At 50.0% G+C, this 25,455-nt stretch carries 29 protein-coding genes; 14 read left to right on the top strand and 15 right to left on the bottom strand.

Annotated elements, in window-relative coordinates; translation table 11 throughout:
• Nucleotides 1-45 precede the first annotated feature (45 nt).
• The 3 genes from gpmI to A8707_RS04735 all read left to right on the top strand — a co-directional run bounded on the left by gpmI (nt 46) and on the right by A8707_RS04735 (nt 2,739).
• Nucleotides 46-1,644, top strand: coding sequence for a 2,3-bisphosphoglycerate-independent phosphoglycerate mutase (gene gpmI, locus A8707_RS04745; RefSeq protein WP_068815618.1), 1,599 nt, complete (start codon nt 46-48; stop codon nt 1,642-1,644).
• An 87-nt stretch (nt 1,645-1,731) separates the two neighbouring features.
• Complete coding sequence (gene secG / locus A8707_RS04740) at nt 1,732-1,965, top strand: preprotein translocase subunit SecG (RefSeq protein ID WP_068815615.1); 234 nt, start codon at nt 1,732-1,734, stop codon at nt 1,963-1,965.
• 3 nt (nt 1,966-1,968) lie between these two features.
• The gene (locus tag A8707_RS04735; RefSeq protein WP_197484616.1) at nt 1,969-2,739 is read left to right on the top strand and encodes a peptidase; all 771 of its coding nucleotides are present in this window, start codon (nt 1,969-1,971) and stop codon (nt 2,737-2,739) included.
• A gap of 7 nt (nt 2,740-2,746) precedes the next feature.
• Here A8707_RS04735 and A8707_RS04730 read toward each other — a convergent pair whose 3' ends face one another.
• Together A8707_RS04730 and A8707_RS04725 are read right to left on the bottom strand one after the other, a co-directional pair.
• Nucleotides 2,747-3,256, bottom strand: a complete 510-nt coding sequence (locus A8707_RS04730; RefSeq protein ID WP_068815611.1) for an aspartyl/asparaginyl beta-hydroxylase domain-containing protein — start codon at nt 3,254-3,256, stop codon at nt 2,747-2,749.
• Between the two features lie 43 nt (nt 3,257-3,299).
• A complete protein-coding gene (locus A8707_RS04725) occupies nt 3,300-3,527 on the bottom strand; it encodes a hypothetical protein (protein ID WP_068815610.1) in 228 nt (75 codons plus the stop codon).
• A 461-nt stretch (nt 3,528-3,988) separates the two neighbouring features.
• On the opposite strand from A8707_RS04725, the gene A8707_RS04720 reads away from it, so the two are divergent.
• Complete coding sequence (locus A8707_RS04720; RefSeq protein WP_068815608.1) at nt 3,989-4,483, top strand: hypothetical protein; 495 nt, start codon at nt 3,989-3,991, stop codon at nt 4,481-4,483.
• Here A8707_RS04720 and A8707_RS04715 read toward each other — a convergent pair.
• The 4 genes from A8707_RS04715 to ndhN form a co-directional block, all read right to left on the bottom strand.
• A complete protein-coding gene (locus tag A8707_RS04715; RefSeq protein WP_068815687.1) occupies nt 4,473-5,579 on the bottom strand; it encodes a histidinol-phosphate transaminase in 1,107 nt (368 codons plus the stop codon). The genes A8707_RS04720 and A8707_RS04715 overlap by 11 nt on opposite strands.
• Nucleotides 5,580-5,853: 274 nt before the next feature.
• Nucleotides 5,854-7,659: a R3H domain-containing nucleic acid-binding protein gene (locus tag A8707_RS04710; protein WP_231947934.1), complete on the bottom strand. Its 1,806-nt coding sequence runs from the start codon at nt 7,657-7,659 to the stop codon at nt 5,854-5,856.
• 246 nt (nt 7,660-7,905) lie between these two features.
• Nucleotides 7,906-9,069, bottom strand: coding sequence for a circadian clock protein LdpA (gene ldpA / locus A8707_RS04705; RefSeq protein WP_068815606.1), 1,164 nt, complete (start codon nt 9,067-9,069; stop codon nt 7,906-7,908).
• Nucleotides 9,070-9,191: 122 nt separating this feature from the next.
• Nucleotides 9,192-9,668 carry an NAD(P)H-quinone oxidoreductase subunit N gene (ndhN, locus tag A8707_RS04700; RefSeq protein WP_068815604.1) on the bottom strand — a complete coding sequence of 159 codons (477 nt, stop codon included), beginning with the start codon at nt 9,666-9,668 and terminating at the stop codon, nt 9,192-9,194.
• A gap of 451 nt (nt 9,669-10,119) precedes the next feature.
• Here ndhN and A8707_RS04695 point away from each other — a divergent pair, with 451 nt between their 5' ends.
• A complete protein-coding gene (locus A8707_RS04695) occupies nt 10,120-10,602 on the top strand; it encodes a hypothetical protein (RefSeq protein WP_156518359.1) in 483 nt (160 codons plus the stop codon).
• 15 nt (nt 10,603-10,617) lie between these two features.
• Here the strand turns inward: A8707_RS04695 and A8707_RS04690 are convergent, their stop codons facing one another.
• Entirely contained in the window at nt 10,618-11,169 is a 552-nt protein-coding gene (locus A8707_RS04690) for a methylated-DNA--[protein]-cysteine S-methyltransferase (RefSeq protein ID WP_068815601.1), read from the bottom strand.
• A gap of 187 nt (nt 11,170-11,356) precedes the next feature.
• Between A8707_RS04690 and purT the strand changes: the two genes are divergently transcribed.
• Nucleotides 11,357-12,607, top strand: a complete 1,251-nt coding sequence (purT, locus tag A8707_RS04685; protein ID WP_082906226.1) for a formate-dependent phosphoribosylglycinamide formyltransferase — start codon at nt 11,357-11,359, stop codon at nt 12,605-12,607.
• Between the two features lie 5 nt (nt 12,608-12,612).
• Here purT and A8707_RS30135 read toward each other — a convergent pair whose 3' ends face one another.
• Nucleotides 12,613-12,738 (bottom strand): hypothetical protein, encoded by a 126-nt coding sequence (locus A8707_RS30135; RefSeq protein WP_269452665.1) that lies wholly within the window; start codon nt 12,736-12,738, stop codon nt 12,613-12,615.
• A 119-nt stretch (nt 12,739-12,857) separates the two neighbouring features.
• Between A8707_RS30135 and psbQ the strand changes: the two genes are divergently transcribed.
• Nucleotides 12,858-13,301 carry a photosystem II protein PsbQ gene (gene psbQ, locus A8707_RS04680; protein WP_068815600.1) on the top strand — a complete coding sequence of 148 codons (444 nt, stop codon included), beginning with the start codon at nt 12,858-12,860 and terminating at the stop codon, nt 13,299-13,301.
• A 43-nt stretch (nt 13,302-13,344) separates the two neighbouring features.
• Nucleotides 13,345-14,430, top strand: coding sequence for an NAD(P)/FAD-dependent oxidoreductase (locus A8707_RS04675; protein WP_068815599.1), 1,086 nt, complete (start codon nt 13,345-13,347; stop codon nt 14,428-14,430).
• 61 nt (nt 14,431-14,491) lie between these two features.
• Here A8707_RS04675 and A8707_RS04670 read toward each other — a convergent pair whose 3' ends face one another.
• Together A8707_RS04670 and A8707_RS04665 are read right to left on the bottom strand one after the other, a co-directional pair.
• Nucleotides 14,492-14,749: a type II toxin-antitoxin system HicB family antitoxin gene (locus A8707_RS04670; protein WP_068815597.1), complete on the bottom strand. Its 258-nt coding sequence runs from the start codon at nt 14,747-14,749 to the stop codon at nt 14,492-14,494.
• Nucleotides 14,733-14,987 carry a type II toxin-antitoxin system HicA family toxin gene (locus A8707_RS04665; protein ID WP_082906225.1) on the bottom strand — a complete coding sequence of 85 codons (255 nt, stop codon included), beginning with the start codon at nt 14,985-14,987 and terminating at the stop codon, nt 14,733-14,735. Before A8707_RS04665 ends, A8707_RS04670 begins: the two co-directional genes overlap by 17 nt.
• Before the next feature lie 440 nt (nt 14,988-15,427).
• On the opposite strand from A8707_RS04665, the gene hemC reads away from it, so the two are divergent.
• From hemC to A8707_RS04645, 4 genes are read left to right on the top strand one after another with little or no spacing between them, the layout of a single operon-like run.
• Nucleotides 15,428-16,393, top strand: coding sequence for a hydroxymethylbilane synthase (hemC, locus tag A8707_RS04660; protein ID WP_068815595.1), 966 nt, complete (start codon nt 15,428-15,430; stop codon nt 16,391-16,393).
• Nucleotides 16,394-16,439: 46 nt separating this feature from the next.
• Nucleotides 16,440-16,958 (top strand): DUF29 family protein, encoded by a 519-nt coding sequence (locus A8707_RS04655; protein ID WP_068815593.1) that lies wholly within the window; start codon nt 16,440-16,442, stop codon nt 16,956-16,958.
• A gap of 19 nt (nt 16,959-16,977) precedes the next feature.
• Entirely contained in the window at nt 16,978-17,199 is a 222-nt protein-coding gene (locus tag A8707_RS04650) for a hypothetical protein (protein WP_068815591.1), read from the top strand.
• Nucleotides 17,177-17,437: a ParE family toxin-like protein gene (locus A8707_RS04645; protein ID WP_068815589.1), complete on the top strand. Its 261-nt coding sequence runs from the start codon at nt 17,177-17,179 to the stop codon at nt 17,435-17,437. Before A8707_RS04650 ends, A8707_RS04645 begins: the two co-directional genes overlap by 23 nt.
• A gap of 48 nt (nt 17,438-17,485) precedes the next feature.
• On the opposite strand, the gene A8707_RS04640 is transcribed toward A8707_RS04645, so the two are convergent.
• Entirely contained in the window at nt 17,486-18,142 is a 657-nt protein-coding gene (locus A8707_RS04640; protein WP_231947929.1) for a Uma2 family endonuclease, read from the bottom strand.
• A gap of 164 nt (nt 18,143-18,306) precedes the next feature.
• On the opposite strand from A8707_RS04640, the gene glgA reads away from it, so the two are divergent.
• Nucleotides 18,307-19,725 (top strand): glycogen synthase GlgA, encoded by a 1,419-nt coding sequence (gene glgA / locus A8707_RS04635; protein WP_068815585.1) that lies wholly within the window; start codon nt 18,307-18,309, stop codon nt 19,723-19,725.
• Between the two features lie 230 nt (nt 19,726-19,955).
• Nucleotides 19,956-20,963 carry a 1-acyl-sn-glycerol-3-phosphate acyltransferase gene (locus A8707_RS04630; protein ID WP_197484615.1) on the top strand — a complete coding sequence of 336 codons (1,008 nt, stop codon included), beginning with the start codon at nt 19,956-19,958 and terminating at the stop codon, nt 20,961-20,963.
• Here the strand turns inward: A8707_RS04630 and A8707_RS04625 are convergent.
• The 4 genes from A8707_RS04625 to A8707_RS04610 form a co-directional block, all read right to left on the bottom strand.
• Complete coding sequence (locus A8707_RS04625) at nt 20,957-21,676, bottom strand: response regulator (protein ID WP_068815581.1); 720 nt, start codon at nt 21,674-21,676, stop codon at nt 20,957-20,959. The genes A8707_RS04630 and A8707_RS04625 overlap by 7 nt on opposite strands.
• A gap of 171 nt (nt 21,677-21,847) precedes the next feature.
• Nucleotides 21,848-22,702: a peptidoglycan DD-metalloendopeptidase family protein gene (locus A8707_RS04620; protein ID WP_068815579.1), complete on the bottom strand. Its 855-nt coding sequence runs from the start codon at nt 22,700-22,702 to the stop codon at nt 21,848-21,850.
• Nucleotides 22,703-22,934: 232 nt separating this feature from the next.
• Nucleotides 22,935-23,777, bottom strand: coding sequence for an alpha/beta fold hydrolase (locus tag A8707_RS04615; protein ID WP_068815576.1), 843 nt, complete (start codon nt 23,775-23,777; stop codon nt 22,935-22,937).
• Between the two features lie 236 nt (nt 23,778-24,013).
• Nucleotides 24,014-25,375, bottom strand: coding sequence for an aminopeptidase P family protein (locus A8707_RS04610; RefSeq protein WP_068815575.1), 1,362 nt, complete (start codon nt 25,373-25,375; stop codon nt 24,014-24,016).
• Between the last annotated feature and the right edge of the window lie 80 nt (nt 25,376-25,455).

Raw genomic sequence — 25,455 nt, 5'->3', positions numbered from 1 at the left:
TGGTATGATCTTTAGAAGAAATTGTTCATTAGAAGGGCATTTTATATGGCGCAGGTGCCTGTCTCTCCTGTAGTGCTGGTCATCTTAGACGGTTGGGGTTACCGCGAAGAAACAGACGGGAACGCCATTGCTGCCGCTAAAACGCCAGTGATGAATAGTCTGTGGGCTGCATACCCTCACACGCTGATTCGCACCGCTGGTAAGGATGTTGGGTTGCCAGACGGTCAAATGGGTAACTCAGAAGTCGGTCATCTCAACATTGGGGCTGGCAGAGTCGTTCCTCAAGAGCTAGTGCGAATTTCAGATGCAGTTGAAGATCGCAGCTTGTTGAGCAATCCCAAGTTAGTGAAAGTCTGCCAAGAAGTGCAGCGTCACCAAGGAAGGCTGCACTTGATTGGATTGTGCTCAGATGGAGGGGTGCATTCTCACCTCAGTCATTTATTTGGCTTGCTTGATTTGGCAAAAGAGCAGGGGATTCAAGATGTGTGCATTCACGCCATCACCGATGGGCGAGACACTCAGACCACTGAAGGCGCAGACGCGATCGGACGACTTCAAGACTATTGCGATCGCATCGGCACAGGTCGCATTGTCACCCTCGGCGGACGCTATTACAGTCTCGATCGCGATCACCGATGGGATCGGGTAAAACTGGCGTATGACGTGATGACTCAGGATGGCGAAAGCGATGGTCGATCGGCGCTAGAGGTGCTGCAAGCCTCCTATGTCGAGGGCAAAACAGATGAATTTGTGATCCCAACTCGTATTGCGCCAGGAGCTATCAAAGCTGGGGATGGGGTGATTTTCTTCAACTTCCGCCCCGATCGTGCCCGTCAACTGACTCAAGCTTTGGTCGATCCCAAGTTTAAGGGCTTTGAGCGAGAGCAGATTCGTCCCCTGCCGTTTGTGACCTTTACGCAATACGATGCCTCGCTTCCCGTTTTAGTCGCGTTTGAGCCGCAAAACTTAGACAATATCTTGGGCGAAGTGGTTTCTCGACACGGGTTGCGTCAGTTTCGCGCCGCAGAAACCGAGAAATATGCCCACGTCACTTACTTCTTTAACGGTGGCTTAGAGGAACCGTTCCCCGGTGAAGATCGTGAGTTGGTGCCGAGTCCAATGGTGATGACCTACGATAGCGCTCCGGCGATGTCGGCTGAGGCAGTCACTGATGTGGCGATCGCGGCGATCGAGAAGCGCATCTATTCGCTGGTGGTTATCAACTACGCCAATCCTGATATGGTCGGGCACACGGGACAGATGGACGCAACCGTGACAGCACTCGAAGCGGTCGATCGCTGTTTGGGTCGCCTGTTAGAACAGATCAATCGCGCTGGAGGCACCGCGATCATCATCGCTGACCACGGCAACGCCGAGATGATGTGGGACGAAAACGGCAATCCCTGGACGGCTCACACCACAAATCCGGTGCCGTTCATCCTCGTTGAAGGAGAAGGATTGAAGATTCCTGGGCACGGAACGGACGTTGCTCTCAGAGAAGGTGGGCGACTAGCCGACATTGCACCGACGATTTTAGACATTCTGAGGTTGCCGCAACCGACTGAGATGACGGGTCGATCGCTGGTCGAGTCTGCTGAATTTGATGTGCGAGCAAACCGAACTCCGGTTAAGATTGCGCGATAATGCGAGAATAAGCGTTGAGTCTTGAACTGATTTCGATCCCTGAGTTCAAAACTTAACTCTGCTGATTTTTTAGTTAGGCTCGTCGTCATGACACTGATTTTAGTTTTAAAGACGGTTTGGATGGTCTGTGCAGTAGGAATTATTATTCTCGTGCTGCTGCACAGCCCCAAGGGAGATGGGTTGAGTGGGTTGGGCGGACAAGCTCAGTTGTTTACGAGCACCAAAAGTGCTGAGACAACCCTCAATCGATTGACTTGGACGCTCACCATTCTCTTTATTGGGATCACGATCGTGCTTAGTGCTGGTTGGCTAGGTCGATAACCGTTGGCTAGCAGAAAATTTGGGCTGGGCAAAATGCACCCTCTCGCAGTGATTTGCGGGCTTGGGTGTATTCTGCTGATCTTACTTTTGCAGTCTTCTTCGATCGCCCAAGATGCCCTTCCAGCGCTCAAAGCGCATCCTCTCCCGCCCTCATTGGCGCAGTGGAGAGATCCAGCCAATCAGGGAGATTATTTCGATCGAGTTCAAAAAACTCAGCCCGACTATTTGGTGTGGTCGCAGTTTCCCGTCAAGGTTTATGTGCAGCCGATCAAGGAGTCAGAGGTCGCTAATCCTGCCCGCGCCCAAGCTTGGATTAAGGCGGTGTCGCAAGCGGTGCAGGAGTGGACGGTTTATCTTCCTTTGCAGGTGACGGATCGGGTGGAAGATGCTGATATTGTGATGCGTCGATCGTTCCTGCCCATTCGTGCTACACCCGGAAAGCCTTCGGTTCCTCAACGGATTCGGGCGGCTGAAACCCGCTATGAGCTTTATGACCAAGCGATCGGCGATGGTTCAACAATTTTGGCGCATCGCTGCACCGTTGTTGTGCAACCCAATCAAGCAGAGTCCTATGTGTTAGCGTCTGCTCGTCACGAACTAGGTCACGCCTTGGGAATTTGGGGGCACAGTTCTCTGCAAACCGATGCCTTATATTTCTCCCAGGTACGCAATCCGCCGCTGATCTCACCGCGAGATGTAAATACCCTAAAACGAATTTATCAGCAGCCGACTCGATTAGGGTGGACGATTTCTAAGGAGAGTGGGCCGCGATGACCCGTTTCTACCGCTTCAACGCGAACCCATCTGGAATTTTGAAGTCAAGCAGCAGGACATCTCGATAGCGATCGCTGAGATTCCAGGCTTCGTGTTCTGAGGTGTCATCAAATACCAGGCACTCGCCATTCACCCATGCTTTGATATCTGACGCGACTCGAAACGCACATTTTTCAGGCACCGATAGCCCTAAGTGACATCGCAAAACGCTGCTCGGCTTGCCAGAGTGAGGGATGATATGGGCACCAGGTGCCAGTCGAGAAAAGCCAGCCGTCACCATACCAGGAATGCTTTTAACCAGTTTGGCGGTTTCGGGACAGAGTTCGCAGTTGATATCGATTTTGACTCCTAAGAAATAAATGCCAAAGATCTCCCATCCGGTTTTCTTTTGCAGCAAATATTTTTCGGGGTAAGGGACGAAATCTTCGGCGGTCAATCGGCTCAGTTCGTCTTTGATGACGAGCCAATTAGATTCGAGGCGATCGACAAATTCAAACTGATGCGAATCGTAATACATGACGTTGCTCGAAACTCAACACACAGAACTTAAAGCGATTTCTCTAGCGATCGTCGGGTAAGAAAGGCTTCCAAAAGATTAGCCCGATGATAAAACGAATCCGATTTCTGCTGCCCCGAATCCGCTTTGAGATCCGCCAAACAAACTGCACAAATGCCCATCCCTGCCCGATGTCTTCTTTCAAGCTTGACCGATAGGGTTCGCGGAGCGGCGGCGTTAGTCCAGAATTTAAGTCTAAATCAGAGGGCTGCTCGATCAGCTCGTCACTCATCACTTACCTTATTTGCTTTGATAGGGTTGCCTTAGGCTATCGAGCTTATCACTCTGCTAGGGCTTCTGTACAATCCGAAATTCGGTCAGACGGAACGGATTCTGAGGTTTATCAAGGTCTCATTGAGAAATTGCCTGAGATTTTAGTTCCTCTTCACAACTACTTCAAAGTCTCTACCGAATTCTCCTGATCTCAACGCGTTGCCATAGAATATAGTGGCAAGGCTGGCTGTTGGCGCTCAAGATTACTAGGGTTGAGGAGTCGGGTTACCGCGTTAAACTCGCTTTCACCCCTGCGGTGCATCAACTCCGACAACTGGGCAAATCTTGGGTTTGTACTCTGAGCAATGACCGATAAAGGCTAGACGTAAACCATTTTTTCACCAGGTTAACCGCAGTGTTGCATGGCAGCCTGCTCCTTTATGGCTATCGCCGTGTTACTCGCTTCAAGGCTTTGACGGTATGAAAAATGAGCGCCTGAATCATCAAGGCATTGTTGAACCCACGATCGTGTCAGATATTTTGACTCAGCTAAACGATGGAAAACTGCTAGTCGTCAATAGCCGCCGAAAAAACGGGCTGATTATCTACAAAAAGTTTCACGCTGAGTTTGCAGGTCCGGGGGCGGCGGTGGGAAGCCTTTTTGACCTAAATTGCGAAGGAATTTTGCCAGTCGGCGATCTGTCTCTGCTCGATCCCGAAAATCAAGAAGAGCGGCAGAAAGCTTATCTAATTAGACGGCAGTGGATTAGACTCACTCAGCAACTCACCGATAATCCTGCACCGTTGCAGCGCGCTCAGATGATTTTGAATCAGTTTGAGAATTATTTTGGAGCAGAGGCGACAGCACAATTACCCGACAAGGCGTTTGAGCGACTGGTTGGGGTTCTTCCCCACACGATTCAAATGGTGCGTCGAGGGTCGGCTAGTTTAGAGGTGGTGAAGCCTAGAAACTAAGGGTGTTGAATCGCTCAATCGTTCGCTGATTTTCTTCAGGAGTGCCGATCGAGACTCGCAGCCCATTTCCTGTCTGTCGAATCAAGGTTCCCTGGGCTTTGAGTGTCTGACAAATTTCAGCTAGCCTCGGCTGAGTATTGATTTCTTTGAGACGTAAATAGACAAAGTTAGCAGCACTTTCCCAAACCTGAAATTCTGGACGCTGAGAAAAGGCTTGAATCAGCCGAGTCCGTTCGGTCAGCATCAAAGGTATGGTAGACAGTAGCTCGTGACGATGAGCGATCGCCACCAAAGCCGCCGCCTGTGTAAAGCTAGGAAGATTATAAGGAAGGCGGACTTTTTCTAACGCTGTGATTAATTCGGGATGAGCGATCGCATACCCAACGCGATGCGCGGCGAGTCGAAACGCCTTCGAGAAGGTTCGCAAAATCACCCAGTTTGGATGTTGAGCGAGTTCAGTCGCGACTGTCGTCTGACTAAACTCAAAGTATGCCTCATCGATCACGACCAAAATTGTCTGAGGAAGGTCTCGCAGCCAGGTTAACTCTGCCTTGGTCAGGGCGTTTCCGGTCGGTGAGTTGGGGTGAACGACAAAGACAGCTCGAATCGGAGGGGTGAGAGTCTGAGCGATCGCGCCTTGAGCCGCCACCAAATCCATCTCAAAATTAGTCAGAGAACGCCCGATCGTCACAACCGGAATTCCTAACGTCTTTGCCAAAATTCCATACATTGAGAAAGTCGGGTCAGCGACTAGAATCGAGCCTTCTCCCCCTAGGCAGGTCGCGATCAGCAGAGAACGAATTAACTCATCTGAGCCGTTGCCGATCGAGAGATTGTCTGCTGTAAAGGTTGAATTAGACGACTCATTGACATATTCAGCGATCGCGTTTTTTAGCCCTTCATATCCACCATCGGGATAGCGATTGTTCTCGATCGTCTGCTGATAAGTCCAGCTTAGTTTTTGCTTGAGCTGATCGGGCAAATCATAGGGACTTTCATTAACATCGACCCGATCGATCGTCGTTTGCTGAGAATCGTCGCTGTGTTGAGTCTTATAAGCCGCAAGCTGGGAAAGGTCCGATCGAATGAAAAGCATGGCAAGAATTAAGAATTGAGGGTTGAACTGCTCAGGCAGCAATCTGTCAGAATTTTGAGTCTAGCAGTGACTTATGATCGTGGATTAAATAACTTGTAGTTTGAACAGCCCTGCATGACGCTAACTTGCCTAAAGGTCGCCCCCTGAATCCCCCAATCTGGGGGACTTTGAACGCTGGCTCCCCCAGATTGGGGGTTAGGGAGCGACCTCTGAGCATCACACGTTGATAAATCCTCGTTCCTTACCTAAAGTCAGACTCAACCCTCAAAACTCTTTATGCAGGATATATCCGCAGTCTGCGATTGGGTTCGTCTCCAAAGCTGCGGGATTGCAAACGATAGTGTTCTACAAGCTCATGCTGCATCTTGCGAACCAGCCCAGAGCGCGGTAAGAGTTCGACGGGTTGCCCTTTAGGAATGACAATTTGCTCAACCGCAAGTCTGGCTTCTTCGAGTGCTTCAAGTTCATCCTCACTGTCGCCCCGCACAAACAACTCTAGCTCTGCGGCATCAGGCATGGCGGGGTCATCCATGTTGAGCAGTCGGCGCAGAGAGTGAGCGATTTGCGGCACGCTGCTGGCTTTGAGGGTGTGAATCGGAATCTGACGAGATTTTGCCAGATGGCGCAGTTTGGAATGATTTTTGACGTGCGATCGCAGAGCCAAAACCGCATCCGCATTATCGATATCCTTCGTCAACACAACGGGAAGATTCAACGTGCGAACGACTTGATCTAGCTGATGCCGACTCACCCCGTAAGGATAGATGTGCAGCGGCAAATCTTCCCCATTGGGTCCGGGGATATACTCCCCATCCTCAGCGTCTTGGAGGTTTTGCAGTCCTTCATTTCTTGCGTCAAAGGTTCGATTGAGAGACGCATCCAGCATTTGCTCAAAGGTTTGCTGTTCGGGTGAAAGAGCAACTGCTTCTGGCTTGACTTTGCCTGACGATCGCCACCCTCGCCCTTGAGGCGGCGGCGTAAAAAATCCTTCTTGTGACGATGTGGGCGCGATCAAGAGAGGATTATTGCGAACTCCATTCGATCGAGTCCGTCCTCCCTGCGTCTCTGGACTGCTCAACACTTCATGAGTTACCGTCACTTCTCCATCGTCGTTGACGGTTCTGACTTCAGAATTGGGCTTTCTGCCGCGCAGCAGCATATCGATCGTTTCAGTGACGTGTTCATGCACCACCCATTTTTGGCGCTCGGTCATCTCAACGGCGATGTCAAACGTAGGCGGAGCTTTGCGTTCTAAAACACTCTTTTGGCTACCGCGTCGTCTCGCTTCTTCGTCTCCCAGCGTTACAGACTGAATTCCGCCGACTAAATCGGAAAGGGTCGGGTTTTTAATCAGGTTCTCTAACTGGTTTCCGTGAGCCGTGCCGACGAGTTGAACGCCTCGCTCGGCGATCGTGCGCGCTGCCAAAGCTTCTAACTCGGTGCCGATCTCATCAATGATGATGACTTCTGGCATATGGTTTTCAACCGCTTCGATCATGACTTGGTGCTGAAGCTCAGGGCGAGACACCTGCATTCTGCGGGCACGTCCGATCGCAGGATGGGGCACGTCTCCATCGCCCGCAATCTCGTTTGAGGTGTCGATGATCACGACGCGCTTTTCTAACTCGTCTGCCAACACTCGCGCAATTTCTCGCAGAGCGGTGGTTTTGCCCACTCCAGGGCGACCGAGCATGAGAATCGATCGACCACTTTCGACCAAATCGCGAATCATGCCGATCGTGCCAAAAATTGCCCGTCCGACGCGGCAGGTTAGACCAATCACTTCTCCGCGACGGTTGCGGATGGCGCTAATCCGGTGCAGGGTGCGCTCGATTCCAGCGCGGTTGTCTCCTCCAAAATCGCCTACTCTGGTAATGCTGTCATTTAGATCGGCTTGGGTGATGGGGATTTCAGACAGATATTCTGCTTTGCCAGGAAACCGAGCTTCGGGTCGTCGTCCCAGATCCATCACGACTTCAACGAGGCTGTCAAGCTGAGGATGGTTTTCTAAATGCACCCGGATTGCGTCGGGCAAAATGCCTAAAAGTTTGTCGAGATCGTCCGTGTTTTGCATAGTCATTACAACAGGGCTTTCAGCAGCGTCGGCAGAGGGAAGGTCTGGTTGAGATTGGCTTGCAGACGCTAAATAGGGGGATAATTCAGCGTTTGGCGCGGGGTCAGAGAAGTTGATATCGCTACGATTCACCATGACAACTTGTGAAACAGCTTTAGAAAAGAAACCGAAGTGAGCAGCCTGTCAGCTAGCGTAAAGAGTTTTTGACCTAAGTGAATGTATTCCCAAGCACTTGAGCCACCTATTGAAGCCCTACTCTATGCTGACAGGGAACTTCAATTGAGAAACGAGCTGATGAGCTGACTCAACCGCTTCCCACAGCAAGGCGGGGTTGCCTTCAAGACGAGCTGAAGGCTGACGGAGTAGCGTTGCAGCGTTGGACGAAGTGCTAAGAGGATACATCGTTTGAGCAATGTTCAAGGGTTGACTCTCCATCGCGTCTAGTTGGTTGAGAATGGGCGAAAGCAAACTCCGGGCGTAGCTTCCGTAGGCAATACCCGAAATCGATTCTAATACTATTGTACTACTTTTATTCTTCAGCAACCCTAAATTCCTGAGTTTAGGGACGGTGTGACGATTCGTTCCTCCAGCTAACTGCACAAATCCGGGTAGATTTGCGGCAAGAACTTTTTGCCCCAGCTTGACGCAGGCGCGTGTAGCTCCGTCGCCAATGTCACCACTCATCGGGCGACCATCGGTCTGCCAAATAAGCTGACAAGGAAGGGGCGAGATTACCTCGTGCAGTGCCCACAGATAGTCGATCAAATCTTCACCATCGGGGCAGCTAATGGCGATCAGCTTGAGGTGATGAACTTGAGGCGCGATCGCCTTCCATAGCCGCTTAAAGTCAGCCAACCGCCCGGGCTGAGTATGAATCTCGATCGCGTCGATTCCCGCCTGTAAAATAAGCGGGGAAATGACTTCTGGGGTGTAAACATAAGAGCGAGTGGAGATGTGTTGAATCGGGCAAATCGGCAAACAGCGACCGCAGCCGTAGCAGAGATTGTCAATCACTCCAGAGAAATGATCTGGACGATCGAACACGATCGCGTCAGCCGGACAAATCGACTCGCACGGTCTTGAGCAGTCGATCGGACAGTTGGCAGCGTTAAACTCAGCCTTTCTAAAATGGGGGTCTTCTCCATCGTTGAGGCTGACCATTAGCCAGGGTGAGTTTTTAGTGGCAAATCCTTTTTCTCGCGCCTCCTCAGCCAGATTGCTTGCCACGGCTAAGGCTTCACGCGCAGTTGAAATGATCGCAGGGTCGGCGGCGACATCAATGCAGTCTGCCCCAGCGATCGTATAGGCGAGTGTAAGACTCCGAATGGCAGGAAGGTGATGGGAACTCGCTCCACAAATGAGCTTAAACCAGTGACCTTCCTTGAGTGAGCGTAGAGGGTTGAAGAGTTCAATCACTCATCTATGCTAGTACGCCAGTCAAAAAATTACGAGCCGATCGACAAAATTTTCATACCAGGATATGATCCCACCCTCTTTTTGGGGAAGATGGGATCGGTGAAATCAACGATTTTTTGACGTTATGCTGCCGCGATAACCTCTTTAAGCGGAGTCCAACGGAAGTAGCGCTCTCCTCCGACTTCGATCACGATTTTGAGACGAGGTTCCAAAGCAGGCAAATTTGCAAGGAATTCTAGCTCTTCGCTGGAAAGGATGTGTCCTTCAATAATCCACAAAAGCAAGCCTTTTGATTTGGGAGGCAGGTTTTCGATTTGGGTGTTGACGATCGGAGGAATAAAGTAGGTATAGCCGACGGCTGCCCCTGAACCCGAACTTTTCTTGCCCAAGTGAGCGGGACGAATGCCGTGAACGCCTGTCAAATACATGGCGACATCGCCTAAGCCTCGTGCGGTGATGCTGAGCGAGGTGTAGCCCGCTGCCCGAATTCGGCGACGATAGCGTCCTTCAAACCCGCCCTCTAGCGGGACATATGCGGCGATCGCCCCAAATTTTTCTAGGTCTTGAATCAGTTGTCCGCCTGTTGTAATCAGTGCCATAGATTTATGCTCTGTCTCGTGGTTTGGTGCTGCCTAAGATAACGATAATATTTTTACTTCTGATAAACTCAGCCTTCTGAAAAGAAGTGTTGAGAATGTGCCACCGTGCGAATATTCAGTTTCTGGTGACTATTCTACTGTTGACTGGCAGTTTTACCGATTAGAAAGTTCTATCGATACGATAGCTTCGATCGCTGCGTTGTCATTCTGCCCTGAAACAAATTTCGGGCTGATAGAGGAAAGTCCACTGAAGGGACTAAAAGATGGTTTCAGATTTAGATAAAACAAACCTACCAGAAAGATGAGGAAGTTAATGCGAGTCAAACTGATTTTAGTTGGGACAATTGTTACTAGCCTGAGTGTTTTTTCTGCTGTGGTGCCAAAAGCATTAACCTCTCAAAGTTCAGATAATCTTCATTCGGCTTCTATTGAAACAATCAATGGAATTCCTGTGCAGAGATCGCAAGTATCGATTGCTGGACCCAGTGATGTAGACGGGCTGATCAAGGAATCTGATCTCATCGTTATTGGCAAAATTGAACAGTCTCTTGAAGAAGCGGAACCCATCGTTACTCGTGCTACCGACGGGGCAATCTCATCGGCTGCCTCCTTGGTGAAAATGACTGTCAGAAAGGTGTTCAAAGGCGATCCTAACCTTAGAAATCAAACGATCAAGATTGGTCAAAGTATTGTAATTCTGAGTGACAAAAGAGGAAAGCCTTACATCAGTGCGATCGAAACCGTTCAGCCATATCAGAAAGGGCGTTATCTTCTGTTTCTCAAAAAAGGAAATGGTGTTGACGCTTATTTTGCAACCACACTTTTCTATGGTCGGCACAACATTGATGGCACTGACAACAGCGAAGAAGAGATTGACTCGCCCTCCTATCAAACAGTGCGGAAGATTGTCAGACAACGATTTAAAGAAGATTGACAGCTAAATTCATTGCTACCCTTCGACTGCGATCGTTTGACTCGATTTTTCTAGCTCAAGAAGGGCGCGTTTACGATCGATACCCCAGCGATAGCCGCCTAGCCCACCCGATTTAGGAGTGACTCGGTGACAGGGAACCAAAAGCGCGATCGGGTTGGTCGCACACGCACGAGCCACCGCCCGAACTGAAGTCGGCTGTCCGATCATGCCAGCAATGTCACTGTAGTGAACCGTGGCTCCGATCGGAATCTTTTTAAGAGCGTCCCAAACTTGAATTTGAAAGGCAGTCGCTCTGACATCACAAGGCAAATCGGGTAGAGGCACACTGCCGCTCAGGTAGTTCACGATCGCTTGCATCCAGCCTTGAAGGTCATCGGTTTGTCTGATAGAAGCCTGACTAAATTCGCTGCGGAGTTGGGCTTCAAGATGGGCGATCGAGTCTCCTAGTTGGACGATGCATAAGCCCCGATCGGTAGCTGCGATCAGTAGAAAATCGAGAGGAGATTGGACGATCGCATAGCGAACATCTTCCCCTTTGCCGTGTTGTTTGTAAGAGGCAGGAGTCATGCCGAAGTTCTTCGGTAACGTTTTATAAACCAAACAAGCGAGCGCTGTACAACCGATTCTGACGCGAATAACACACTCATACGACTCCAGAATACGCGCTCCTAAAGGGAGATTCTACTCGATCGTTGCGATCAAACTTTAGACAGTCTAGAGGGAGAAGTCATCGCTCGTATCGAGCAAATGCTCTATGATTATTCACGACGAACTGCGACCGACTGTCATGATACCTGCTGCACCTCCCTGGGCTGTTTGGGGCACTCCGCTCACCCCTGATGCTCAACGATTATTATTGCTAGGCTCAGGAGAACTGGGTCGAGAAGTCGCGATCGCCGCGATGCAGCTAGGACTTGAAGTGATTGCAGTCGATTCCTACGCGAATGCGCCTGCGATGCAGATTGCTCATCGATCGCACGTTATCAATATGCTAGATGGTGCTGCGCTGAGAACCGTTGTTGAACACGAGCAACCTCACCTAATCGTCCCAGAAGTCGAAGCGATCGCCACTTCCACGCTGATTGAGTTAGAAAACTCAGGGTGGCGAGTCATTCCCACCGCGCAAGCGACCTTTTTGACCATGAATCGCGAGGGCATCCGTCGATTGGCAGCAGAAACGCTGGGTTTGGCGACTTCACCCTACCGATTTGCCGACACCGAAACGGAGTATCGATCGGCGATCGACGCAATAGGGTTGCCCTGTGTCGTCAAGCCCGTCATGAGTTCTTCTGGCAAAGGGCAAAGCACAGTGAAGACAGCAGCGGATCTGCTACCCGCTTGGGACTCTGCCCACGCCAAAGGGCGAACCCAGAACAATCGAGTGATTGTCGAAGGCTTCATCGATTTTCACACTGAGATTACGCTGCTGACTATTCGGGCGATCGATGGCACCCATTTTTGCCCTGCGATCGGGCACATCCAAATCAAAGGCGACTATCGCGAATCGTGGCAACCCTGTGCGCTCTCAGCGGCAACTTTAACTAAATGTCGAGAAATGGCGGCGAAGATTACCGAAGCTCTCGGCGGTTGGGGGCTGTTTGGAGTCGAGCTATTTATTCAGGGCGATCCGGCAGGAGATCAGACGGTTTACTTTAGCGAAGTGAGTCCGCGTCCCCACGATACGGGCATGGTGACGATGATTAGCCAAACGATGTCAGAATTTGAGCTACACGTCAGAGCGATCGCGGGGCTTGCGATCGGCAGCATTGATTTAATTAAGCCCGGTGCGTCAGCCGTGATTTTAGGAACTGAGCCAACTGATTGCCCAAAGTTTGCTGGGGTGAATGAAGCGCTGACCGTACCAACCAGCCAACTACGACTGTTTGGCAAGCCTAAAAGCTATGCCAATCGACGAATGGGAGTAGCATTAGCGATCGGCGAAACCACAGAGGAAGCCCGCGATCGGGCGAAGAAGGCGGCATCTAAGGTGCGGGTGTTGCCCTAGATCTACTAGCGGCGATCGCGCTCCAGATCCCACAACTCCTGATCGGACTCACCAGAATTTCGCAGCCGTGCTGTTTCAAATAATCGCTTTTTGCAGATGGCATTCTGGTTGTGGATCTTTAGATTGGGCACCGACTGGTTGTTTGATAGGAGTTCGTTTTGAGATAAACTCCTTTACATGGGCAGGCAGTCAACGCGTGCCCCAACCTTGTAGATGCAACTCAAGTTAGTCAGTTGGAAAAAGTTTTGTTATGACGAAGCATCGATCGATTTTGTCTATCTTTCTAGCGCTGGTAGCAATGTTGCTCATTAGCTGTGGTAGCCCGACCGTGGCGAAGGTTCCCACCTATACCTCTGAACAGGTTGCAGAGATTCAAAGCTATGCCAAAGAGGTATCAGCTATGCGCGATCGGCTGCCCGAACTTCAGGACTTGATCCAAAAAGAAGACTGGACGTTTGTGCGAAATTTTATTCACGGTCCGTTAGGTGAGCTACGGGTGAAGATGAGTGCGGTGACGCGAAACCTCTTGCCCAACGCCCAAAAGCCATCTCGACAGGCGGCAAAGGAAGTTTTTGATGCACTTGTCACGATCGATCGGGCGGCTGAAGAGACCGATTCTGAACTCGCCACTCGCAAATATAGCGAAGCCGTCAAAGCGTTTGATGCATTCTTTCAGCTAGTCCCTCAGGCATAAGGTAGGTGATGGGTCATGAGTACACCCTTTCGACAAGTGACCCATGACTAATGTTGTCGTGGTTGGATGTGGCATTGTAGGAGCCACGATCGCCTATGAACTCAGCAAGATTCCAGACTTGACGGTGACGGTTTTTGACCAGCAGCCCACGCCCGTTGAACCCGATTTGAGTCTTTGCCCCACCTCTACAGGAGCAGCGCTCGGCGTGTTGATGGGGGTCATCAGCAAAAAAGAGAAAGGCAACAATCTCCGAATGCGATTAGAAAGCCTCCAATATTACGAAAGACTGATTCCTGAATTAGAAACCCTCATGGGCTTAGACATTCCCTTCAATCGCAGCGGGATTTTGATGCTGCAATTTGAGGAAGATTTATCGGTTTGGGAAAAGTTGATCGAGATTCGACGATCGCAAGGCTGGACGTTAGAGATTTTAGGACTCGATCGTCTCAACTCTGATTATCCCTATCTAAATTTAGATCTTGTCACGGCTGCGATTTATTCACCCGACGATCGTCAAGTCAATCCGGTTGCGCTAACTCAAGCGTTGATTGCGGGGGCAAAACAGCGAGGGGTAACGTTCCAGTTTGGTACGACGATGACAGGAGGAAACGATCGAGAAGTTCACACCACAAAGGGCAATTTTGCGATCGATTGGCTGATCATTTCAGCCGGGTTAGGATCAACGGCGATTACCCAATCTTTGGCACAACCGATTGATATTCGACCTGTTTTAGGTCAGGCAATTCACCTCCGACTCAATCATCCGTTAGGACTCAACCAACCTGTGATCACCGGAAATGATGTTCATCTGGTGCCGTTGGGAAACTGTGATTATTGGGTGGGCGCAACGGTAGAATTTCCGTCTGATGGTGAAGAGTTAGCACCAGATGCTGCGAGTTTTAAGGCAGTGATGCAGCAAGCGATCGCGTTCTGCCCTGATTTAGCCAACGCTGAGACAATTCGCACTTGGCACGGGTCACGTCCCCGTCCTCAAGGTCGTCCTGCGCCCATCATTGAACGGCTTTCTGGTTATCAACATATTCTGCTTGCAACCGGACATTATCGAAACGGGGTGCTGTTGGCTCCGGCGACAGCAGAGAAAGTGAGAATGGCGATCGAGGGAATGTAATAACTTTACTCAACATCTATTTTTGCTGAGTCGATCGCATCATAATCACCCAAGATATTTCCTATTCAGCGATCGTCAAAATATCTGAAGGAAGTGGAATCTCATCCCCAAATTCAAAGGCGGTTTCTATCCAAAGTTGACGCGCTTCCTCAATATTTGCCATGACTTCATCAGGAGTTTCGCCTTGAGTCATACATCCCGGAAGATCCTTAATCATCGCTACATACCCACCTTCTGGCTCTGGATACAAAGTGACGGGGTAGCTGAGGCGCAGGTAGTCCTGTAATGAGTTAGGTTTCTCCTTAATCTTCTGACTCATCTCTCCATTCCTCCAACTTCAAAAGCAGGACAATTTGCTTGACGTAGATTCCTTTTACCATTCTCCCACTTTTCTTAGGGACGGTGATTTTAAGTCCCTCAGAGTTACGAAACGTGTGATGGCTTCCTTTAGAACGGGCTTCAGCAAACCCGAAGGCTTCAAGCAACTGACGTACTTCTTCAAATCTTACTTCGGCTGGTTCCGATAGAAAGCGGTTGACTAATTTGACCAATTTCATGGCTTTTGTTTGTGCTATAGGTTTAGTCTGCTAATTTGCAAGTGATATTGCCATATTTGATCTCAGTCTCATCCAGCCTTACATATTAGAAAGGTAGACTCTGTGTAAACGCTATAAAGCTTGTCTGGACTTCGTTTCGAGAGTTTTACAAATCAAAATATCTAGTAGCATCGATACTAATATGAATTTTGACTTGTCTACTTTTATAAAGGCTAAAAACTACGCTGGGTAGGCGTTTAGGCATTTCTCATTTTCTACGCTTAAAAAAGGTACCAGTACCACAGGACGGCTCATAGAATTGCAAACCCTATTTCCTGCTAGACCTTTGAGAACTTAATCATCTGTAACTATTCCTCAAGGCGATCGCCCACGATCGGGGCGACTCACTACGGTAAGGTGGAGAGAGTCACCGTTGAAGCCAGTTTCACATACTCGTTGATATGTCTCTCACCACATCCCCCGTTTCTAGCCGCACCATCCGCATCGGGTCTCGCAAAAGTCAGCTTGCGCTCGTGCAAACCCACTGGGTGCAGGCGCAATTACAAAAAGCATTTCCCGATCGCACCTTTGAAGTTCACACGATGAGTACTCAGGGTGACAAAATCCTGGATGTTGCGTTGGCAAAGATTGGCGATAAAGGACTGTTTACGAAAGAATTAGAAGTCGGGATGCTGAATCAAGATATTGATTTTGCCGTCCACTCACTCAAAGATTTGCCGACTCGCCTCCCCGAAGGGCTGATGCTGGGCTGCATCACCGATCGAGAAAATCCTGCTGATGCGCTCGTGGTGCATGAAAAGCACAAAGGTAAGCAACTCGATACGCTGCCAGAAGGTGCCGTGATCGGGACTTCTTCGCTTAGACGATTGGCACAACTTCGTCATCACTTCCCGCATTTTGCGTTTAAAGATGTGCGCGGCAATGTGATTACTCGTCTCGCAAAATTAGATGCTGGCGAATATGACGGGCTGATTTTGGCAGTTGCGGGTTTAGAGCGGTTAGATTTGGGCGATCGAGTCGATCAAGTGATTCCGGCTGAGATCTCGCTTCATGCGGTTGGGCAAGGGGCGTTAGGCATTGAATGCCGCAGCGACGATGCCGAGATTTTGACAATTCTCAAAGCGTTGCAGCATCAGCCGACTGCCGATCGATGCTATGCGGAACGAGCATTTTTGCGCGAGTTAGAAGGCGGATGTCAGGTTCCGATCGGGGTCAACACCGTTCTCAAGGGCGACGCGCTGACGCTGACGGGAATTGTTGTGAGTGTAGACGGTCAGAAAGTCGTCAAAGGTGAGGTTTCGGGAGCCGCCGCCGATGCTGAAGCGTTAGGCATTCAACTGGCTCATCAACTGGTTGAGAAGGGCGCAAAAGAAATTCTTGACGAGATTTCTGCTGCGGTTCGGTAAAACTAAGTAGAGTTCATCCAGCACGAATTGGTGAGGGCATTTCAAGATGACTCAAGAACTAATTGATTTAAGGTCAAGCATCTTAGAAGGTCGTTACGACGATGCGCTGCTGCTGGTTGATGAGCTAGAAGGAATGAGTAAACAAGCCATCCTGCGGAATATTGAATCGTTTCTCGTCAGGATGCTTGTTCATCTCATCAAAAATCAACTTGAAGAACGATTAACAAATTCTTGGGTTGCTTCGATCGCGGATTCAATTCTACAAATCAAAAAGCTTAATCTTAAAGACAATAAGACATCTCACTACCTCAAGATCGATGAGTGGGAGTTATTTCTAGAGGAAGCGATCGAAGCAGCCATCGCCCCTGCCAGTGTTGAAGTTTTGAACGGACGATTCAACCCAATTCAAGTCAGTGAACGCGTCGATCGAGCTTTGTTGATTCTGGCTTCTCAAAAGCTACTCAATCTAACCTATCAGCATTCGACAAAAGAGCTTCCTGCGGTCATTAATCGCTACCTAGCTGAGTTGTCTGGCGGTCACGAATGGTACAAAGGATCAAAATGATTGAATAAGGAAACGATTTATGCGATCACTTTCTGAAATTGAAGCAGCGATCGAGCAACTTCCTAGAGAAGAAGCGCACAAACTATCAGATTGGCTTCAGGAATACTTGGATGACGCTTGGGATCAGCAAATTGCAGCCGATGCAAAAGCTGGACGATTAGACAAACTGATTCAGTCAGCAAAAGCAAACATCGCTGCAAACCATGTAAAGCCCCTGGATGAAGTCATTAACAACCCCTGAGTTTTGGGAAGCTTACTCTGCGCTCTCACCTAAGGTTCAGGAACAAGCACAAAAGGCGTATCAATTGTGGTTGAGCGACCCGTTTTATCCCTCGTTGCATTCCAAAAAAGTTGGCGATAACTTGTGGTCAGTTCGGGTAAGCCGCAGCCATCGTGCTTTGGCTATTAAAGAGGGTGATGATTACTACTGGATCTGGATTGGAGCACATGACGAGTATGAATTTCTTATTCAAAACTAGAGAATTTAGGCTTAGGGGATAGTTGAAAACGTACTTGTATTTTATTTTCTACTTTCTGCTCAGTCGATCGACAAATTCCCCATGTTCTGACGTTGCTAATCCAGCTTGTAAGTTGGTGAGTACGATCGCTAAATTTCCTCTCAAAAGCGCATCTACTGCTAACCATAATCCTGGGAAGACTCGGCTGCGGATCATTCCTGTCTCGTCTAGCTGCAAGCGAATGTATTCACCCTCTTGTAAGCAAAACCAGGCGATTTGATTCTCGTAAACTTGCCAAACAAGATACTCTTGCACTCCGTTGCGGCGATAAGCGTTGAGTTTGGTGTTCATATCTACAGAAGCACTACTTGCAGCAATTTCGAGAACGAGTTCTGGCGAACCCTCAATGTAATCGTCTTCAGTGATGCGAGACTTGCCGCCAAACTCTAGCTCAATGCGCAACAGGGCATCGGGTTGAGGCTCGGTGTCGAGATCTAATTGGACGGTTGAGTTGTCTGCAATATCAACCCCTGGCGTAGCTGCAACATAAGCAATCAACCAACCCATGATGTAGGCATGAGGTCTACCGTGATTTTTGGCTCGAACTGGAGATGCCACATAAACGATTCCTTCAATGAGTTCTGCTTTAAATTTCTCAGAGGTGGCTGCATAGCGACGCTCAAACTCGGTGCGAGTCAGTCGATCGCCATTCTCTAATCGTGGCATTGAGATTGAGGAAGGTTTGAGCATAAAACCTGGCTCATGATGGAGTGCTTTCATTTTGTCATAGACCAGGGCGTGGTCTCAAATTTACGATCGTCCCAAATCGTTGAACCGTGCCCCTTAATCGGTATGATCACAATGCCGACCAAAGGAACGCGAGAGTTGATATGCGAATTTTGATAGTTGCTGCCGAAGCCGCGCCGATCGCTAAAGTCGGTGGAATGGGAGATGTAGTCGGTGCGCTGCCCAAGGTGCTAAAAGACATGGGGCACGACGTACGGATTTTCATGCCCTACTATGGGTTTTTGCCCGACAAAATCGAGATTCCTGCCGAGCCAATTTGGAAAGGCAGCGCAATGTTTAACCCATTCGCGGTCTATGAAACGGTGCTGCCTGGGTCGGATGTGCCGCTCTATTTGTTTGGACACCCTGTGTTTGATCCGCGTCGCATCTATGGCGGAGAAGACGAAGAGTGGCGGTTTACGTTTTTCTCAAATGGTGCAGCAGAGTTTTGCTGGAACTATTGGAAGCCTGAGATTGTGCATTGTCATGACTGGCACACGGGCATGATTCCGGTGTGGATGCACCAAGATCCCGATATCTCGACAGTGTTTACGATTCACAACCTCGCCTATCAAGGTCCGTGGCGCTGGAAGCTAGAGAAAATGACTTGGTGCCCGTGGTATATGCAGGGTCATAACGTCATGGCGGCGGCGGTGCAGTTTGCCGATCGCGTCAATACCGTCTCACCCACTTACGCCGAGCAGATTAAGACTCCTGCCTATGGCGAAACGCTGGAAGGATTGCTGTCGTTTATTGGCGGCAAACTGTCGGGCATTCTCAACGGCATTGATACTGAGGCATACGATCCGGCGGTGGATCAGAGTTTGGCGCAACCCTTTACGATCGAGACCATTGACCAACGCCTTAAAAACAAGATTGCGCTGCAAGAAGAAGTCGGCTTAGAAGTCAACTCAAAAGCGCTGATGTTGGGCATGGTGTCGCGATTAGTTGAGCAAAAAGGATTGGATCTGGTGATTCAAATGCTCGATCGCTTCATGGCTTACAGCGATGCTCAATTCGTTTTATTAGGAACGGGCGATCGCTATTATGAAACGCAACTGTGGCAATTAGCAGGTCGCTATCCTGGACGGATGGCGGTCTATTTGCTCTACAACGATGCTCTGGCACGACGAATTTATGCAGGAGCCGACACATTTTTGATGCCCTCGCGATTTGAGCCGTGCGGCATCAGTCAAATGTTGGCGCTGCGCTATGGCTGTGTGCCGATCGTCCGTCGCACTGGTGGATTAGTCGATACAGTCACCCATCACGATCCCATGAACCACACTGGAACGGGCTATTGCTTTGATCGCTATGAGCCGCTTGACCTCTATACCTGTATAGTTCGTGCGTGGGAGGCGTTTAGATTTAAACCTGAGTGGCAAGAACTTCAGCAGCGAGGCATGAAAGAAAACTTTAGCTGGGATAAGTCAGCGATCGAGTACGTCAAGCTTTATCGTGAGGTGTTGGGGTTGCCGATCGAAGAGCCGCAGCCTGAAAAGACAGCAGAACTGGTATCTTAACGCGATGTGCAACTAATTTGCCCTCCTCACACAGTGGGGCAAGCCCTCGCAACCCTTCTCCCCAAGGAAAAGGGCTTTCACATTTCTGGTTCCCTCTCCAGCGGGAGAGGGCTAGGGTGAGGGTAGTCTTCGCGGATATTTCAGGAAGGTCGCACATCGCGTATCTTAATCAACGACTTCAACTCTACATTCGATAGACTTGGATTGGCTGTGAATCGCTAAATCTTGCTGTGAAGAAGACAAATGAATCCTATCAGTTTGGTTGGTTTGATTGGGTTTGCCTCTGGTATCCTCCCGGTTGGCTGATTTTGTTTAATCGCCATTGGCAACACTACAAACCCGATCCTGACGGCTGGAACTGGCTGGAATATCTGTTGTTTTTGATTCCGGGCGGGTTTTATGTGGCGTTGCTGATGCGGTGGGCGAGATTGGGATTTCGATCGCCCCAATCAACTTCGACTCAGCCTGATCCGCACTATCAGCAGAGGTTTCGAGACGAAATTTTGACCCCAATCGCCACCCGATTTTTTAGGGCAGAGCTGCATCAATTAGAAAACCTGCCCGATGACCCGCCTGCGATCGTGGCGCTCAATCACGCAGGGATGTGCTTTCCGTGGGATTTTTTGTGTTTGGGCGTTCTCCTGAGCCAAAAGAAAGGCTGGTATGTGCAGCCAGTGGCGCATTCAATCTTTTTTGATCATCCTTGGCTGGTGTGGTGGGTGCCGCGAGGATGGGCGCACGTGTTGGGCGGTGTCAGAGCCGAGAAAACAAGTCTTGAAAACGCCCTGACTCAAAAAACAATTCTGCTCTATGCGCCCGAAGGCTGGCGAGGACTCGCGAAAGGATGGCACGATCGCTACGATTTAGCCACGTTTGATCCAAGTTTTATGCGTCTCAGCGTTCGGCATCAGGTGCCAATTTTGCCCGTGATCTGTCTCGGAAATGAATATCTGCATCCCTGGACGTTTAACAGTAAGCGGCTAGCGCGCTGGCTCAAAATGCCGTTACTCCCAGTGTCACCGCTGCTGTTGGTGTTTGTGTTGTTTCCATCAATGGGAGTATGGGCAATGCGATCGCGGCTGCGTTATTATTTGCAACCTGTTCAGCATCCCTGGCAGCGTTTGCCGCCGCATAATACATCGGAGCGATCGCACGCCTATCACCAATCAGAAGATTTGAGATCAGCGATGCAAAAAGACCTCGATCGCTTGCGAAGTAAAAGCGATTCGGATTATTGAATCAATCCCGTTCGCAAAGCGCGCACTGCAACCTGAGTGCGATCGTCGGCTCCCAGCTTGTTTAAGATGTTGCGAACGTGAGTTTTGACCGTTCCGACTGTGATGTAAAGCTGTTTCGCAATCTCAGCATTACTGCATCCATTTACAATTAACGCTAAGACTTCTAATTCTCTGCCCGTTAATGGATAAGCGGGAATGAACTCGCCATCTTCAGCCGACAACCCTTTAATCGTAATCGTGTTGGGAGCCACAATCGTGCCTGCATTTGCGTAAGCTTTTTGAGACTGTTGCAGCACGATTCGAGCGATCGCCGGATCGATCCAAGAGTTTCCTTCAGCCGTGACTTTGAGGGCTTCAGCCAGTTGGTCGATCGTGGCATCTTTCATGCAATAAGAATCAGCACCCGCCGCAAACGCTGCTAAAACGGTGTCTTCATTATCTTGCATGGTCATGATCAAAATCTTGGTGCCAGTTGCTTCTCCCGCTCCTTGCAGGCGTTTGAACTGTTGAGTTAGTTCGATTCCTGTCATGTCGGGCAACCCCACATCGACAATCGCTACATCTGATCGAATCGACCTTAAAAGCGCTAGCCCAGTTTTCGCATCTCTGGCTTCCCCAACGACTTCAAAGTCTTCTTTGTGTTGGAGCGCCGATCTCAAGCCAATCCGGGTAAGGTCATGATCTTCAATAATCGAGATACGCAGCTTACTCATAACCTATCCTCTAATAACTTGCTGATTGGAAGCTTAAACACTTTAGAAAAAGTCAAGTCACTCTTTTGGAGGCTGATCTCTATCTCAAAAAATCTTAAAGGTTGAGCGTCCACTGTCTTATCTACCTTAAGAAGCTATTTTCCTCTATCGCTAGACAGAGATACACTCATCCTATCGATTTCGCTTCAAAATGGGGCTGGGATCGTCTGCAACCCAACCCAGTTTAGAGTTCGATCGGACTTCAAAATGCAAGTGTGGGGCGCTAGAACTAGGGGTTCCTGTTTTGCCGACAGTGCCGATCGTCGCTCCTCGTTTTACCGTTTGTCCAGCTCTAACGTTGATGCTGGCTAGCTGTGCATAGCGTGTTTGATAGCCCTGCTGATGATTAATCACCACCAAATTTCCACGGGCACCCTGCTGACCTGCAAAGGCGATCGTGCCGTCTCCGACCGCCAAGACAGGGGTGCCGATCTCTGCCGCTAGATCCATTCCAGTATGAAATACGGGCTGATCGCGTCCTGTCGGAAAATACCAGCCATAGCCGAGAAGCAGACTGGCATTTGCAGACAATGGGTAGCCAGACAACCCGATCGAATTAGCAGGGGCAGGAGGCTGACCCTCAACAGGTGACCAATTGACACCCGGAACGAACACCACTTTGGGCGCAGCTTGGCAGCCGTTGACCTCAAACAACACATCGGGGCGCACTTTGTATTGAGCCGCCACCGATCGCCAATTTTGCCCTGCGGCGACTTCGACGCGGATGCCGTTGTAAGGTGGCACGAGAATCTCGGCTCCGATCGGCGCTTTACCCGTTCGCAACACTGGATTCATGCCCATCAGCGTAGCGGGAATGAGATTGTATTGACGGGCAATTCCCTCCAGGGTTTCGCCAGAGATGACTTTGTGACGAACCAGGCGAGACAGGGCAGGAGCGGGACAAACCCCGATCGGTGCAGCGCTGGTGGAGGCAGCAACCAATCCGCTCAAAAGTAGCCAAATTGCAAACCAGTATCGTGACTTCATCGCGGCTATAAGTGGGTTGAATTTCTGCATTTATTTGATCGCGACGTACGTCTCCCGGCGTTGCTGAATGCCGATACGAAATGCACTCATTCCCAGCTCTTCTCCCTGGGGAGAAGGGAGCCAGAACTCTTGTCCCCTCTCCATTAGGGAGAGGGCTAGGGTGAGGGTATCTGTGCTTCATAGATCGATTCAGCAACGCCTCTTCCTCAGTCTACTTGACGTGAAATAGGACTCATCTGCGTCTCAAAAAGGTCACTAATGCTTCGCTGACTTTTTCGTGCCAATCTTCTTGAGGATAGTGTCCGACTTCTTCGAGGGCGACAAACTCGGCGGTTTTGTGCGATCGAACGAGCGTGTGCACAGGCTCGCTCGACAGCCACGGGTCCCGAATTCCCCATGCCATCAGCAGGGGTTGATCCCACTGATCTAGCCCGGTCTCAATCTCTGCCGTCACTTGCGAAAGCTGCAAATTTTGCAGGGTTGCCATCAATGCCCGTCCTGCATCAGAACTCTTAATCCAGGGGCGACGATAGATATCCATATCCTGATCTTTGATGCGATAGCCGCCTGCCCCTTCAAGAATGCGATCGACCAGCAGCGGATTTTGGGTCAGCATATCCCCGACTAACGGAATACTCATTTGCTTGAGCTTCCAGGGAAGTTGGACGGTTTGGCTGATTGGCGCATTGAGAATCGCCAGCCGATCGACCTGTTGAGGATGACGCAACGCATATTGAATGCCGATAGAACCCAAAAAACCCTGAGCGACGAGAGAGAACTTTTTCAGTCCTATCGTGTTGATGAATTCTTCGAGAGCGTTGAGTAAAACTTCTGGCGTATAGGCAAAGTCGCGGCGATCGGGTTTGTCTGAATAGCCGCAGCCAATCCAATCGGGTGCGATCGTCCGAAATCCTTGTTCTGCCAATGCTGGAATGACATTCCGCCAGCTATAGCTTTGGGAGACCAACCCGTGCAGGAGCAAAACAGGTGAACGATCGTCTCGCCCGATCGGTTCGGCTTCTCGATAAAACCAACCCAGAGAACCCACTTCTACCCAGTTTTCACCCGTTGTCATGCTGGCTTAACCTTTTTTGTCGTGGTTTGAGCTTACCGTTTGGCGCGATCAGGGGCAAGAGGTTGGGGTTTACCCATTTGATTTCTGAATACGATCGAGAATGAATTCACCAACGCCTGTAGAGACGTTTCGGTGAAACGTCTCCCGATGATTTTGCCATGACCGATCGTTCGTGATTGCAACGACCGATCGTTCGTGATTGCATAATCATATCGAGACGTTCCACCGAAACGTCTCTACGAATGGACGAATTGCTCGATCGCCTCCACACTCGTCGGTAATGCTGCCGTCAAAACTTCCGATCCGGTTTCTGTCACCAGCACATCATCTTCAATCCGAATGCCGCGCACGTCGCTAAACTCTGCTAACCGATCCCAATTGACGACATCGCGATAGGCTTCGCGTCGCTCTGAATCTTGCAGAATCGCGGGAACTTGATAGAAACCAGGCTCGATCGTCACCACCATACCAGATCGCAAAGGACGATCGAGCCGCAGATAGCCTAATCCAAATCGCTGACTGCGAGTTCTGCCCGATTCATAGCCTGCCAAGTCGCCCAAATCTTCCATATCGTGAACATCTAAGCCCAAAATATGCCCGACTCCGTGAGGGAAGAAGAGTGCGTGAGCATCCATGTCAACGAGATCGGCAGGTTGACCGCGCAGAATGCCCAAATCGACGAGTCCCTCGGCGATCGTATGACCTGCCAATAAGTGAATGTCTCGATACTCTACACCGGGACGAATGGCAGCAATGCAGGCATCGTGAGCCGCGAGAACGACATTATATAAGTCGCGCTGCGTCGGCGAGAACTTGCCCGAAGTTGCCCAAGTGCGAGTCACATCAGATGCCCAGCCTGTTGACGTTTCAGCCCCAACATCCGCCAACAGCAGATCGGCTGGACGCACCGGATGATGATAGCGATCGTTATGCAACACTTCACCATGAACAGTGACGATGCTTCCATAGGCACAGGTCATGTCATTTGCCATGATCACTCGCTCCATTGCTGCCCGAATGTCTGCCTCAACGGTGGCATCTAAAGTCGCTGACATCCCAGCTTGATGAGCGTTGACCGTGACCGCAACGGCTTTCCGAATTTCTTCGAGAGCCGCTTCGTCATGAATTAGGCGCAACGTGACGATCGCCTTGGTCAACTCTAAATCGATGCCTTGCGGATGGGTAGAAGAGAGGGCGCGATCGAGCAACTCAGCTTGTTTTAGTCGAGTTTGGCTGTCTTGAACGGCAACGGTTGCAGCATCGGCGACCCGATCGGCAAGAGCCGATAACGGATAGGCAGCATCGGCACCGATTTCAGCCGCGATCTCGTCTCGCGATGGTGAAGCCCCATGCCAAAGCGCACTCGCCGGACTTGACTCATCCACAAACAGCGTTAACCCTCCCGACTCTAATCGAATCGCAGCATTCTCGATCGACAACCCTGCAAAATAGAGAAAGTGACTACTTGCCCGAAACGGAAAAACATTTGCCGCAAAGTTGCGCGAAGAACGACCTCCAGACCAGAGAACGATCGGAACCTCGATCAGGTTAGCAAGCTTTTGGCGACGAAGTTTGAGCGTTTCGATTAAAGAGAGCATAAGCGCAACCGAGAGAATGACACCTATCCTAGTGATACCAAATTAACCCTGAACGCAACAGCCTCGGAACCAAAACCTCC

Source organism: Phormidesmis priestleyi BC1401 (assembly GCF_001650195.1).
Taxonomy (GTDB): domain Bacteria; phylum Cyanobacteriota; class Cyanobacteriia; order Leptolyngbyales; family Leptolyngbyaceae; genus Phormidesmis_A; species Phormidesmis_A priestleyi_B.
This window is presented reverse-complemented; position numbering and strand designations above follow the sequence as displayed.

What these genes read in the sequence shown, in the direction of transcription:
- gpmI (WP_068815618.1), top strand. Translation starts at nt 46, where the DNA reads ATGGCGCAGGTGCCTGTCTCTCCTGTAGTGCTGGTCATCTTAGACGGT.
- secG (WP_068815615.1), top strand. Translation starts at nt 1,732, where the DNA reads ATGACACTGATTTTAGTTTTAAAGACGGTTTGGATGGTCTGTGCAGTA.
- A8707_RS04730 (WP_068815611.1), bottom strand. Translation starts at nt 3,256, where the DNA reads ATGTATTACGATTCGCATCAGTTTGAATTTGTCGATCGCCTCGAATCT.
- A8707_RS04725 (WP_068815610.1), bottom strand. Translation starts at nt 3,527, where the DNA reads ATGAGTGACGAGCTGATCGAGCAGCCCTCTGATTTAGACTTAAATTCT.
- A8707_RS04720 (WP_068815608.1), top strand. Translation starts at nt 3,989, where the DNA reads ATGAAAAATGAGCGCCTGAATCATCAAGGCATTGTTGAACCCACGATC.
- A8707_RS04715 (WP_068815687.1), bottom strand. Translation starts at nt 5,579, where the DNA reads ATGCTTTTCATTCGATCGGACCTTTCCCAGCTTGCGGCTTATAAGACT.
- A8707_RS04710 (WP_231947934.1), bottom strand. Translation starts at nt 7,659, where the DNA reads ATGACTATGCAAAACACGGACGATCTCGACAAACTTTTAGGCATTTTG.
- ndhN (WP_068815604.1), bottom strand. Translation starts at nt 9,668, where the DNA reads ATGGCACTGATTACAACAGGCGGACAACTGATTCAAGACCTAGAAAAA.
- A8707_RS04690 (WP_068815601.1), bottom strand. Translation starts at nt 11,169, where the DNA reads ATGACTCCTGCCTCTTACAAACAACACGGCAAAGGGGAAGATGTTCGC.
- purT (WP_082906226.1), top strand. Translation starts at nt 11,357, where the DNA reads ATGATTATTCACGACGAACTGCGACCGACTGTCATGATACCTGCTGCA.
- psbQ (WP_068815600.1), top strand. Translation starts at nt 12,858, where the DNA reads ATGACGAAGCATCGATCGATTTTGTCTATCTTTCTAGCGCTGGTAGCA.
- A8707_RS04675 (WP_068815599.1), top strand. Translation starts at nt 13,345, where the DNA reads ATGACTAATGTTGTCGTGGTTGGATGTGGCATTGTAGGAGCCACGATC.
- A8707_RS04670 (WP_068815597.1), bottom strand. Translation starts at nt 14,749, where the DNA reads ATGAGTCAGAAGATTAAGGAGAAACCTAACTCATTACAGGACTACCTG.
- A8707_RS04665 (WP_082906225.1), bottom strand. Translation starts at nt 14,987, where the DNA reads ATGAAATTGGTCAAATTAGTCAACCGCTTTCTATCGGAACCAGCCGAA.
- hemC (WP_068815595.1), top strand. Translation starts at nt 15,428, where the DNA reads ATGTCTCTCACCACATCCCCCGTTTCTAGCCGCACCATCCGCATCGGG.
- A8707_RS04655 (WP_068815593.1), top strand. Translation starts at nt 16,440, where the DNA reads ATGACTCAAGAACTAATTGATTTAAGGTCAAGCATCTTAGAAGGTCGT.
- A8707_RS04650 (WP_068815591.1), top strand. Translation starts at nt 16,978, where the DNA reads ATGCGATCACTTTCTGAAATTGAAGCAGCGATCGAGCAACTTCCTAGA.
- A8707_RS04645 (WP_068815589.1), top strand. Translation starts at nt 17,177, where the DNA reads ATGAAGTCATTAACAACCCCTGAGTTTTGGGAAGCTTACTCTGCGCTC.
- A8707_RS04640 (WP_231947929.1), bottom strand. Translation starts at nt 18,142, where the DNA reads ATGCCACGATTAGAGAATGGCGATCGACTGACTCGCACCGAGTTTGAG.
- glgA (WP_068815585.1), top strand. Translation starts at nt 18,307, where the DNA reads ATGCGAATTTTGATAGTTGCTGCCGAAGCCGCGCCGATCGCTAAAGTC.
- A8707_RS04625 (WP_068815581.1), bottom strand. Translation starts at nt 21,676, where the DNA reads ATGAGTAAGCTGCGTATCTCGATTATTGAAGATCATGACCTTACCCGG.
- A8707_RS04620 (WP_068815579.1), bottom strand. Translation starts at nt 22,702, where the DNA reads ATGAAGTCACGATACTGGTTTGCAATTTGGCTACTTTTGAGCGGATTG.
- A8707_RS04615 (WP_068815576.1), bottom strand. Translation starts at nt 23,777, where the DNA reads ATGACAACGGGTGAAAACTGGGTAGAAGTGGGTTCTCTGGGTTGGTTT.
- A8707_RS04610 (WP_068815575.1), bottom strand. Translation starts at nt 25,375, where the DNA reads ATGCTCTCTTTAATCGAAACGCTCAAACTTCGTCGCCAAAAGCTTGCT.